Raw genomic sequence first — 11958 nt, 5'->3', positions numbered from 1 at the left:
CACAGCATAAGGAAAACTTGCGCCGATACAGATGAAGCTTCCCCCGCTCAATGCCCTGCGCGCCTTTGAATGCGCCGCCCGGACCGGCAGCTTTGCCGCGGCCGGTGCGGAACTGGGCGTGACCTCGGCGGCGGTCAGCCTGCAGGTCCGGAACCTGGAGGACTGGCTGGGCCGCCAGCTGTTCACCCGCAAGGCCAACCAGATCCGTCTCACCGATGCCGGGCGCGACTATTACGCGAACGCCGCCTCGGCGCTGACCGACATCGCCAGTTTCACCGAGGCGCTGACCGCCAGCGATCCGCGCCGCCCGCTGGTGATCAGCGCCACGCCGGCGCTGGGCGAGTTGTGGCTGCCCGCGCGGCTGGCCCGGTTTGCCGAGACCCACCCGCACGTCCCCGTCGCGCTGCACCTGGAGGCCGAGGACCGCGATCTGGAGCGCCACGGCATCGACGCCCGGCTGAGCTATGGCGGCGAGTTGCCCGACTATCGCCAGCACCCGCTGTTCACGGATCGGCTGATCCCGGTCGCCGACCGCCGGCGCGATCCGGTCACGGCGCGGCGCATCGCCGTCGATTGGGGCGACTCCATCGCCTCGGTGCCCGGCTGGTCCCGGTGGTTCGCGGCGCTGGGCGCGACGCCCGACCGGCAGGCCGAACTCACCGCGCCCTCGGTCCCGGCGGCGCTGGCGCTGGCCGAGGCCGGGGCGGGCGTGGCGCTGTTGCCCGCGCAGGTTCTCGACGGCGCGCTGCACGCGGGCAGGGTGCAGCGATGCCCCGGACCGGCCCTGACGATGCCGCGCCCCTATGTGGTGATCACGGCCCATCACAAGTCGAAATCGCGCAGATTGCAGGGTTTTCTGGCCAGTCTCGGGACGTGAGCCGGCGCAAATCCCTCCAGCATCGTGCGAAAAGACGGATTTCGGCTGAAAATGGCTGTTTTCCTGCGACTTTTTTTGATCCAGACTGCTACTTCCTCCGAAAACCGGTTAGATTGGATTTTGGCCCCACGTCGTTTAATCTCCGGCGACCAGATCAGGAAACGCGCAGATGAACTTTCACCCCCGCGACATCGAAGAAACTCCGGACCGCGAACAGGCCGCCGAGGCTCTGGCGCTGTTGCGGAAATGGGCGAAATCCGCCACGGCCGCGGAAATCGGCGCGCTCGATCCGGCGGTGGCCCGTCTGGTGCCGGGGCTGCTGCCCGAGAACTACCCGGCCTTGTCGCGCGAATACCCTCAGGACTTCGTCGCCGACGAAGCCTATCGGGCGACCCTGCCGGATCTGCAGAACGGCCCCGCCAGCCTGATCCGCGGCGCGAAGCAGCGGATTCAGCATGTGGGCATCTCCAATTTCCGCCTGCCGATCCGCTTCCACCGGAAACATGGCGAGGATCTGACCCTGCAGACCTCCGTCACCGGCACGGTGAGTCTGGATGCCGAAAAGAAGGGCATCAACATGTCCCGGATCATGCGCTCGTTCTACAAGCACGCCGAGCGCACCTTCAGTTTCGAGGTCATGGAGGCGGCGCTGAGCGACTACCTGACCGACCTGGACAGTTTCGACGCCCGCATCCAGATGCGTTTTTCCTATCCGGATCGGGTCGAAAGCCTGCGCTCGGGCCTGTCCGGCTATCAGTATTACGACATTGCGCTGGAGCTGGTCGAACAGGGCGGCGTGCGCCAGAAGATCATGCATCTCGACTATGTCTATTCGTCCACCTGCCCCTGCTCGCTGGAACTCAGCGAACATGCACGGGCGGCGCGCGGGCAACTGGCGACGCCGCATTCGCAGCGGTCGGTGGCGCGGATCTCGGTCGTCGTCGATACCGACGCGGATTGTCTGTGGTTCGAGGATCTGATCGCGCTGTGCCGCCGGGCGGTTCCCACCGAGACCCAGGTGATGGTCAAACGCGAGGACGAACAGGCCTTTGCCGAACTGAACGCGGCCAACCCGATCTTTGTCGAGGATGCGGCGCGGCTGTTCTGCGCCGAGTTGCTGGCCGATCACCATATCGGCGATTTCCGCGTCATCGCCAGCCATCAGGAAAGCCTTCACAGCCATGACGCGGTGTCGGTCCTGACCGAAGGTCCGACCTTTGCGGCCACCAGCCTGGATCCCAAGCTGTTCAATACCCTGATCCACGTCGGCTGAGGGCGGCAAACCCGTCCGATCGGGCGCACCCGCCGCCCGATTGGGGCGGCAATCGGTGTTTTTCTGCCGACAGGACCGGTTTTTCGCTGCGGTGCGGCAATATTGTGCTGCGGTCGCGCGATGATTCGCCCTATGCTGCGCGGGAATCCAGCACCTGCGCCTTGTCCACTGGGATTCAGGGCGCATCGGACCGAAAGGGCCGGAAACGCGCATGGCACGTGCCAGCACAATCAGGAGAGCCCGCCGCCTCTGCGCGGGCATCCCGCCGCTCGCCGCGACGCTGGCTTCTGCTCATCGGATTTTCAAAGGAGATACCCGTAAATGAACCCGATTACCCAACCTTTCGAATATCAGGCCGCCGCGATGCGCGTGGCCGGCTACGCGCTGGCCAGCCAGCTTCGGATCATGCAGATCGTGACCCGCTCGGCCATGGAGGCCCCGATGCTGCAGGTGCGCGCCCTGCAGGCGGCGGCCTCGGCCCCGAGCCGAGCCGCGCCCGCGCCCAAGGCCCGGCCTGCAAAGCCGAAGGTTGTGGCGAAATCGGCTGCGACCCCGGCCGCCAAGGCCAAACCCGCCGCGCGCAAGCGCAGCGCGGTCGCAAAGGCCGCGGCCCCGGCCAAGGACGCCGCGCCCACCAAGGCAGCACCCAAGCCCAAGGCACCGGCAAGGGCAGCGCCCAAGCCCAAGGCGCCGGCAAAGGCAGCCGCAAAGACAGCGCCCAGGCGCAAGGCGCCGGCAAAGGCAGCGCCCAGGCCCGAACCGGCGGTAAAAACGGCCCCCAAGCCCAAGGCACCGGCCCCCGAGGCGGTCGCGGCGAAACCGGCATCTCTGCCCCCCGTGGCGGCGGAAAAGACGGTTGCCGCTCAAGGCGAACCGCTGGCCAAGGCGCCGTCGCCCATGACCGCTGCGCCGCAGCCCGAGCCGCAAGCCGTGGCGCAACCCGCCGCACCGGTGGCGAAACCGGCGCCCGAGGCCAAGAGCGCGCAGCCGGAGCCGGTGAAACCCCAAGCCGCGACGGCACCGGTCAACGCGGATGCCAAGACGGCCCAACCGGCCCCGGCGAAACCCGCGGCAAAGGCCCCTACGGCTCCGGCCCGCAAGCGTGCGGCTGTCCGCACCGCGCCGGCGAAGCAAGAGCCTGCAAAACCGGCGACGCGCCGGCCCCGCGCGCCGTCCAAGCCGCCGGCGATGCCGGAAAGAAAGCCTCAATCCGAGAGCTGACGCCGCCTTCGGCTTGACAGTGCTTCGGTGACGCGCCAACGCTGCGCGTCATGATTGACCTGCGTCCCGTCGGATACGTGATCGGCCTGTTGGTCGCCATTCTCGGCGTCACGATGATGTTTCCGATGCTTGCCGACCTTGTCGAAGGGCGGGGCGAGTGGCATGTGTTCCTGGAAAGCGCCGTCATCACGATCCTGGCGGGGATCATCCTGGCGCTCAGCTGCGCCAATGGCGTGCGCGAAGGTCTGACGATCCGTCAGACCTTCCTTCTGACCACCGGCGTCTGGGTCGCCCTGCCGTTCTTCGGGGCGCTGCCGCTGATGTTCGGCGAGACCGAACTGCGCTTCGTGGACGCGTTCTTTGAATCCATGTCGGGCCTGACCACCACGGGATCGACCGTGATCGACGGCCTGGACGAACTGCCGCGCGGCCTGCTGCTGTGGCGGGGCATCCTGCAATGGCTGGGCGGCATCGGCATCATCGTCGTGGCCATGGTGTTCCTGCCCGAACTGCGGGTCGGCGGAATGCAGATCTTCCGGTCGGAAGGCTTTGAGACCATGGGAAAGATCCTGCCGCGCGCGCAGGAGATCGCGGGGCAGATCTCGTTCATCTACGTGGCGCTCACCCTGGTCTGCGCCATGGTCTATGCGGCGCTGGGGATGAGCTTTTTCGATGCCCTGGTGCATTCGATGACCACCATCGCAACCGGCGGGTTCGCGAATTACGACTCGTCCTTCGCGGCCTTCTCGGGTCCGGTGGAATATGCCGCCGCGATCTTCATGATCCTCGCGGCCCTGCCATTCGTCCGGTATGTGCAACTGGTCAACGGCACCGCGCGGCCCCTGTGGGAAGACAGCCAGATCCGGACCTTTCTGGCCACGGTCGCGGTGCTCGTGGCGGTGGCGACCCTGGTTCTGACCAACCTGTTTCCGCATGACCTCGAGCAGGCGTTCCGCCAGTCGCTCTTCAACATCACCTCGATCATATCCGGCACCGGCTATGCAAGCGCCGACTACATGACCTGGGGCAGCTTTCTGGTGATGGTGTTCTTCTTCATCGGGCTCATCGGCGGCTGCGCCGGTTCGACCGCCTGTTCGATCAAGATCTTCCGGTATCAGCTTCTGTTCGCCTCGATCCGGGTTCAGATCGACCGGATCCGCTCGCCCCACGGAGTCTTCGTCCCCCGCTACGCAGGCCGCGCCATCGGCCCGGACGTGCTGAATTCGGTGATCAGCTTCTTCGTGTTCTTCGTGGTCTCGGTCGGGATCCTGTCCTGGGGGCTGGCGCTGACCGGTCTCGATTTCATCACCTCGGTCTCGGGCGCGGCCACGGCGCTGGCCAATATCGGCCCCGGCCTGGGGCCGCAGATCGGGCCTTCGGGCAATTTCGCGGGCCTGAACGACGCCGCCAAGTGGATGCTGTCGGCGGGCATGCTGATCGGGCGGCTGGAACTGCTGGCGGTCTACGCAATCTTCACCGTGAAATTCTGGAGAGCATGATGAAAAGACCGCTGGGCGCACAGATTTCGCACATGCTCAAGGATCGCGGGGTCGAGGTCATCTTCGGCATTCCGGGCGTGCACAATCAGGAAATGTACCGCGGCATCGAGGAGGCCGGCCTCACCCACATCCTGGCCCGGCACGAACAGGGGGCCGGCTTCATGGCCGACGGCTATGCGCGGGCCAGCGGACGGCCGGGCGTGGCCTATGTGATCACCGGGCCGGGTCTGTGCAACATCATGACGCCGATGGGGCAGGCGCATTCGGATTCGGTGCCGCTGCTGGTGATCTCGTCCTGCCTGGACGAAACGGCGGCCACGCGCGGGCAGTTGCACCAGATGAAGGATCAGCGCGCGGCGGCCGAGACCGTGTGCGACTGGTCCCACACCGCCGGGTCCGCCGAGGCGGCCTATGGCCTGATCGAGCGGGCGTTCGAGGAGTTCGCGCTGTCGCGGCCGCGGGCCAAGCACATCCAGGTTCCGATCGCGCAGCTCGAAGCCGAGGCCGATCCGGCACCGGCGCCGATCCGGCCTGCACCGCGCCCTCGGCTGACCGGCGACGACATCGCTCCGGTCCTGTCGCGCCTGCGCGCCGCGCGGCGGCCGCTCTTCATTCTGGGCGGCGGTGCCCGGTCCGCGGATTGGCGGCGGATCCTGACCCGGATCGGCGCGGCCTGTTTCACGACCTATGCCGGCCGGGGTCTGGCCGGGGCAGGGTACGACCTGGATTTCGGGGCGACCCTGGCGCGCCCGGGCAGCGCCGACGTCATCGCCTCGGCGGATCTGGTCGTGGCGGTGGGCACCGAACTGGCCGAGGTCGATCTGTGGCGAACCCACCTGGGCCACAGGGCGCCGCTGGTGCGGGTGGATCTGGACCCCGAGGTGCTGGCGGATGCCCAGCGCGCCTCGGTCGGGCTGCAGGCCGACGCCGGCAGCTTCGCCGAAGCGCTTTTGGCGGCAAGCGACACGCTGGACCGGGCCGACGGCTGGCGGCCGGACGAGGTGGCCGAGGCGCGGGCGCGCTGGCGGGCCGAGGCGGATGCCGAACGCCCCGGCATCGTGCCGGTCGCCGACGCGCTGCGCGCGGCGGTGCCGGACGACACCATGATCTATTCCGACATGACCCAGTTCGCCTATGTGGCCAAGGAAGTCTGGGAGATGGCCCGTCCCGGCCACTGGCATCACCCGACCGGGTTCGGCACGCTGGGCTATGCCTTGCCTGCCGGCATCGGCGGCGCGGTGGCGCGAAACGGCAAGCCGACGATGGTGATCGCCGGGGATTACGGGTTTCAATACACCATGCAGGAACTGGGCGTTGCGGTCGAACTGGGCCTGCCGCTGCCGATCGTCCTATGGGACAACGGCAAGCTCAAGGAGATCGAGGACAGCATGACCCGCAGCCAGATCGCGCCGAACGCGGTGGTGGCGCGGAACCCGGATTTCTGCACGCTCGCCGCGGCGTTCGGCGCGGCCTCGGCGGCGCCGCGCACGTTGCCCGACTTGCAGGACGCGGTGCGTCGGGCCTTCGCGGCGGACGGCCCGACGCTGATCCACGTCACGCCGGACGTGCTCTGACCCCGTCTGCGCCGTCAGTCCCAGCAACTGACCAGAACGGTCATGCCCATGGCCCGGCGGTTCAGCTCCACCGGGGAGATCTCGTCCTGCGCCGAGGCCAGGCGCGGCGACAGGCCGACCCTGCCCAGCAGGCTCTCCAGCGCCCGCGCGGCGGCGGCCAGGCTCACGTCCCGCGGCAGGATCTGGCCGTTCCGCGGGTTCGCCAGCAGCATTCCCAGAACCGCGCCGCTCCGGTCCAGAACCGGCCCGCCGGCATCGCCGCTCTGCGCCGCCAGCGCCAGGCGCGATCTGTCGATTTCGCCGTCGAGCCCGCGGAGATCCGCCAGCCTGCCGAAGGTCAGGCTCGGGGCGCCGAGCCGGCCTTCATAGGAATATCCGGCCACCGCGACCTCGCTTAGCAACTGCGGCGAGGCGGTGCTGAACTCGGCGACCGACATCGGCGCGAGGGCTTCGGTCGGGCGCAGCAGGGATACGCCCAGCGCGTCGTCGCCGCCGATCACCGTCGCCTCGTGCTCGTCGTTCAGGGTGATGCGGGTGCAGCCCCGGACCGCTTCCGAAACGGTGGCCACGGTTCCGCCGTCATCCACGAAGAAGCCCGAGCGGGACAGGCGCGGTTTGCGCACGCTCAGACCCGCGACCAGATCGATGCTCTGCGCCGCGTCGGCCCCGGCGCTGGCGTCCAGCACGCCGTCGGTGCGGGTGAAACTGGCCTTCATGCGGGCCAGAACCCGCGTGCGCCGCGCTTCGTCCCCGTCGGGCCAGACCAGCGTGAAACCCTTGATGACGCCATCCTTCAATCCCGCCTGGGTGTAGGACACGATACCGTCGCCGCGGCCTTCCAGTGTGAATTGGTCGGCGCCGATCTCGCGCGGGCCGTCCAGCGGCACGATTTCCAGCGACTGCATGACGTCGTAGAGCCCGCGCAGCGTGGCGCGATCGCCGCGCTGGCTGATCAGCAGCACCCGCGCGCCCAGGTCCGACCGGCTCTCGAAATGGGCGAAGGGCGCTTCGTGCCGGGCAAATTCCACCACATCCAGCGGCAGGTCCATTTCGATGCCCGCCGCGCTGTCCGCATGGGGCTTCATGCCCACGCTGATCAGCGGGGCGTTGTACTCGTCCATCAGGATCTTGCGCTGCTGCGTTGTCAGAACCCCGGTCGGCTCAAAGCCGTTGAACCGCTGCCAGTCCTCCATCGAGCGCCGCGTGCCGGGCCCGAAGGCGCCGTCGATCGCCGCAGTGTAGAACCCGGCGGCCTGCAGCGCGATCTGCAGATCCTTGCGTTCCTCGGCGGTCAGCAGCCGCTCGCTCCGGCGCGCTTCGGCCGGGGTTTCGTCCGGCAGGGCCGATTGCAGGCCGACCACCGGCTGTTCGGGCTGCTGCGGGGCCGGCGCAAGCGCGCCCTGGCCCAGCACATTCGCCCCGATCGGCCAGAACTGCTGTCCCAACGCCTCGGTCCGGGCGATGAAGCTGTCCTGCGGGATCTGCCGTTCGGCCCGGTAGACGCGCAGCACCTGTTCCGCGTCGATCCGGGCATAGGGGCCGAGGACGATCGCATACCAGCCGCGCCCGATCTGGAACCCGTTCACGTCGGCAAGATAGTTGGAATAGACCTGCGCCCGGTCCTGCGCCTCGCGCAGCGACGGATGCGCCTCGATCTGGACCCAGGCGGCGTCCTCCCGGCCCTGCTGGGCCGAGGCCGCTGTCAGGCCGAATACCACGACAATCGTCAATGAAATAAATGCACGTATCATCTTATGTCCCGTGTCCCGGAATGCACTATCTTCGCGAAAGCTTATGCAGGATTTTCCGGCGAAGGCCATGCCCGCGGGCATTGCGGAACGGGGTGTGGCGGCTGCGCGACAGGGTTTGGTCGGACCGGGCCGCAAAGCGGCGTTGACGCCCCCGGACCCCTTGCATAGGTAGTGCGAAACCCGATGCGACCGGGTGAACATGCCCAAAGGGAGTGCCATGACCGACAAGCCCAACGCCCCACGATCCTTTCAGGAGATCATCCTGCGCCTGCAGACCTACTGGGCGTCCAAGGGATGCGCCATCCTGCAGCCCTATGACATGGAGGTGGGCGCGGGCACCTTTCACCCCGCAACCACCCTGCGGGCGCTGGGGGCCAGGCCATGGGCCGCGGCCTATGTGCAGCCCTCGCGCCGCCCGACCGACGGGCGCTATGGCGAGAATCCCAACCGCCTGCAGCACTACTACCAGTACCAGGTGCTGATCAAACCCAGCCCGCCCGACCTGCAGGAACTGTATCTGGGCAGCCTTCAGGCCATCGGCATCGACATGGACCTGCACGACATCCGTTTCGTCGAGGATGACTGGGAAAGCCCCACCCTGGGCGCCTGGGGGCTGGGCTGGGAGGTCTGGTGCGACGGCATGGAGGTCAGCCAATTCACCTACTTCCAGCAGGTCGGCGGCCATGACTGCGCCCCGGTCTCGGGCGAGCTGACCTATGGTCTGGAACGTCTGGCGATGTATGTGCTGGGCATCGACCACGTGATGGACATGCCCTTCAACGACCCGGATTCGCCGATCCCGCTGAGCTATGGCGACGTGTTCAAGCAGACCGAAGAGGAATATGCCCGCTGGAACTTCGACGTGGCCAATACCGAGATGCTGCTGCGCCACTTCGAGGAAGCCGAAGAGGAATGCGCCGCCATTCTGGCGCAGGACCATGACGACCCGAAGACCGGCAAGCGCATCGTCATGGCGCATCCCGCCTATGACCAGTGCATCAAGGCCAGCCACATCTTCAACCTGCTGGACGCGCGCGGCGTGATTTCCGTGACCGAGCGTCAGGCCTATATCGGCCGGGTGCGGGCGCTGGCCAAGCGCTGCGCCGACGCCTTCGTTCAGACCGAGGCCGGGGGCCAGGCCGCCTGATGGGCGGTTCAGGCCAGTCCTGGCAGCAGCGCCTTGAGCCCGTCGGTGATCATCCCGATCGCCAGCGCGGCCAGGATCATGCCCATGAACCGGCTGATGATCACCCGCGCCGTCATCGACAGCCGCCGCGCCAGCAGGGCGGCATTCCAGAAGGTGAAGGCCACCAGCGCCACCTCGAACAGGAACACGAACACGAAGACGACCAGATGCGCGGTGCTGGTGATCTTGTGGGCGTAGATGACCATCGTCGTGATCGTTCCCGGCCCGACCAGGATCGGAAAGGCCAGCGGATAGAAGGCCACGGTCTCGGGGTCGGGATAGGCGCGCTTTTCCCCCTCGGTTCCGTGATGCGAACTGGTTTCGTTGCCGTGCAGCATGTTGAAGGCGATGATCAGCACCACCGTGCCGCCGGCGACGCGGAAATCGTCCACGCTGATGTCGAACAGCTTCAGCACCTCGACGCCGACGCTCGCAAAGATCGCGCCGAGAAAGATGCAGTAGAGCGCGGATTTCAGGGCGACCTTGCGCTGATCGGCCACCGTGGCGCCCTCGGTCACGTTCAGGAACACCGGCAGGTTGATGATCGGGTTCATGATCGCGAAAAGCGCGCCGAAAAAGCCGACGGCAAAGCTGATGTCCATTCCCCGTGCCCCGCGTTACCCAGTTCCTGGCGCAACCCTGACCGATTTTTGACCGGCCCGAAAGAGGCGGCCTGACCCGAGGAGACGGACTATGACGGGAAAGCTACTGGTCATCATCCTGCTGCTGTGCGCCCTCGTCGCGGGCGGGGCGATGTATTACCTGCAGGTCTACGGGTTCTATTACCAGGTTGACGCCCAGCCCGGCCGCGATGTCGTGCTGCTCCCGCAGGACGGCGGCGCGGCCCGGCCGATCGCCTATGCCGGTTTTCAGGCCATCGACGCCGACAGTTCCCCGATCCGCTATCGCGCCTGTTTCACGACGGATCTGGATCTGGACGAACTGTCATCCACCTTTGTCGCCGTGGACGACCCCGAGCCGCTGACCGCGCCCGGCTGGTTCGACTGCTACGACGGCGCCGCCATTGCCGGGATGCTGCGGGACGGCACCGCGCGCGCCTTTCTGAGCGTCAAGAACCTGCATTACGGGGTGGACCGGATCGTCGCGATCACGCAGGACGGGCAGGGCTTTGCCTGGCACGCCCTGAACAATTGCGGCGAGAAAGCCTTTGACGGCACCGTGGTGGGCGAGGAATGCCCGCCGCGGCCCGAAAACTAGGCCGAAGCAGTCCGAATGGAGGCGGCGTCCGTGAACATACCGGCATTCATCACCGTGACCATCGGGTTCGCAGTGTTTCTGGCCGGGGCCGAGATCAACGCGCGCGTGGCCGCGCTGCGGCGCTACAACATCCCCGAACCCGTGACGGGCGGGCTGCTGGCATCCCTGGCCCTGTTGCTGGTCTATCTCGTGACCGGCGTCGAGTTGAACTTCGATCTCAGCCCGCGGGATTTCCTTCTGGTGCTGTTCTTTGCCGGGATCGGGCTGAACGCCCGCCTGGCCGACCTGATCGCGGGCGGCAAGCCCCTGCTGCTGCTGCTGCTGATCACGATCACCTGCATGATCGCGCAGAACCTGATCGGGGTCGCCGGGGCGCTGGCCTTCGGGTTTCCGGCGCAGGCGGGGGTTCTGTTCGGCTCGGCGTCTCTGATCGGCGGTCATGGCACCGCGATCGCCTGGGCGCCGCAGGTGGCCGAGGTGACGGGGCTGCAGGGCGCGACCGAACTGGGGGTCGCGGTGGCGACGCTCGGCCTGGTGCTGGCGGCCATCGTCGGCGGTCCGGTGGCCAAGTATCTGGTGGAACGGCACGACCTGAAATCCCCGGATCTCGGCGAGGAACTGACCGTCGGCGTGGCCGAAGAGGCAGGATCGCAGGGCGACGGGATCGGGCATCACGCGGTGATGCGGGTGCTGCTCTATCTCAACATCGCCATCGTTCTGGGCTATGGGGCGCATCAGGCCATCGCCGCCGCCGGAGTGATGCTGCCGCTGTTCGTGCCCTGCCTGATCATGGCGATACTGGTCGGCAATCTGCGCGCCTGGCTGTTTCCCAAGGCGCCGCCCGTCGCGCGCACCGCCGCCCTGGGCCTGATCTCCGAGTTTTCGCTGGGCGCGTTCCTGGCCATGTCGCTGATGAGCCTGCAACTCTGGACCATCGCCGGCAACGGGCTGGCGATCGGCTCGATCATGCTGGCGCAGACCGCCTTCACGGTCGTCTTCGTGATCGCCGGGCTGTTCGTCATCATGGGGCGGAGCTACATGGCCGCCGTGCTGGCCTCGGGATTTGCGGGGTTCTCGCTGGGGGCGACGCCCACGGCCATCGCCAACATGACCGCCGTCACCAAGCAATATGGCCCGTCGCCTATTGCCTTTATCGTGCTGCCCCTTGTATCCGCCTTCTTCGTGGATATCGCCAATGCCATCGTCATCCAGACGATTGTCAATTTCTGAGGACCGACCATGCCCGACCTGCTGATCGAACTGTTTTCCGAGGAAATCCCCGCGCGCATGCAGACCCGCGCGGGCGAGGATCTGAAGAAGCGGATCACCGACGGTCTGGTCGAGGCCGGTCTGACCTAT

At 67.0% G+C, this 11958-nt stretch carries 10 protein-coding genes; 8 read left to right on the top strand and 2 right to left on the bottom strand.

The annotated features are described in order from the left end of the window. Positions 1-31 precede the first annotated feature (31 nt). From AC2FNJ_RS13455 to AC2FNJ_RS13435, 5 genes are all read left to right on the top strand, one after another. A complete protein-coding gene (locus AC2FNJ_RS13455) occupies positions 32-877 on the top strand; it encodes a LysR substrate-binding domain-containing protein (RefSeq protein ID WP_496764911.1) in 846 nt (281 codons plus the stop codon). A gap of 169 nt (positions 878-1046) precedes the next feature. Further along, a complete protein-coding gene (gene folE2, locus AC2FNJ_RS13450; RefSeq protein WP_496764910.1) occupies positions 1047-2150 on the top strand; it encodes a GTP cyclohydrolase FolE2 in 1104 nt (367 codons plus the stop codon). A 321-nt stretch (positions 2151-2471) separates the two neighbouring features. After that, positions 2472-3371, top strand: a complete 900-nt coding sequence (locus AC2FNJ_RS13445; RefSeq protein ID WP_496764908.1) for a hypothetical protein — start codon at positions 2472-2474, stop codon at positions 3369-3371. 50 nt (positions 3372-3421) lie between these two features. Continuing rightward, complete coding sequence (locus AC2FNJ_RS13440) at positions 3422-4870, top strand: TrkH family potassium uptake protein (protein ID WP_496764906.1); 1449 nt, start codon at positions 3422-3424, stop codon at positions 4868-4870. Continuing rightward, on the top strand, positions 4870-6444 hold the full coding sequence (locus AC2FNJ_RS13435) for a 5-guanidino-2-oxopentanoate decarboxylase (RefSeq protein ID WP_496764905.1): 1575 nt from the start codon (positions 4870-4872) through the stop codon (positions 6442-6444). The genes AC2FNJ_RS13440 and AC2FNJ_RS13435 overlap by 1 nt, the downstream gene beginning before the upstream one ends. Before the next feature lie 14 nt (positions 6445-6458). Here AC2FNJ_RS13435 and AC2FNJ_RS13430 read toward each other — a convergent pair whose 3' ends face one another. Further along, complete coding sequence (locus AC2FNJ_RS13430; RefSeq protein ID WP_496764903.1) at positions 6459-8195, bottom strand: serine protease; 1737 nt, start codon at positions 8193-8195, stop codon at positions 6459-6461. 217 nt (positions 8196-8412) lie between these two features. Here AC2FNJ_RS13430 and AC2FNJ_RS13425 point away from each other — a divergent pair, with 217 nt between their 5' ends. Continuing rightward, the gene (locus AC2FNJ_RS13425; RefSeq protein WP_496764901.1) at positions 8413-9342 is read left to right on the top strand and encodes a glycine--tRNA ligase subunit alpha; all 930 of its coding nucleotides are present in this window, start codon (positions 8413-8415) and stop codon (positions 9340-9342) included. A gap of 8 nt (positions 9343-9350) precedes the next feature. Here AC2FNJ_RS13425 and AC2FNJ_RS13420 read toward each other — a convergent pair whose 3' ends face one another. Next, the gene (locus AC2FNJ_RS13420; protein ID WP_496764899.1) at positions 9351-9983 is read right to left on the bottom strand and encodes a MarC family protein; all 633 of its coding nucleotides are present in this window, start codon (positions 9981-9983) and stop codon (positions 9351-9353) included. A gap of 91 nt (positions 9984-10074) precedes the next feature. On the opposite strand from AC2FNJ_RS13420, the gene AC2FNJ_RS13415 reads away from it, so the two are divergent. Together AC2FNJ_RS13415 and gltS are read left to right on the top strand one after the other, a co-directional pair. Next, complete coding sequence (locus tag AC2FNJ_RS13415) at positions 10075-10599, top strand: DUF6446 family protein (RefSeq protein WP_496764898.1); 525 nt, start codon at positions 10075-10077, stop codon at positions 10597-10599. A gap of 15 nt (positions 10600-10614) precedes the next feature. Next, positions 10615-11829 (top strand): sodium/glutamate symporter, encoded by a 1215-nt coding sequence (gene gltS, locus AC2FNJ_RS13410; protein WP_496764897.1) that lies wholly within the window; start codon positions 10615-10617, stop codon positions 11827-11829. Positions 11830-11958: the final 129 nt, after the last annotated feature.

This window comes from Ruegeria sp. BHSB196 (genome assembly GCF_059613135.1).
Note: the sequence above shows the minus strand (reverse complement) of the source record. Positions and strands in the feature narration are given on the sequence as shown.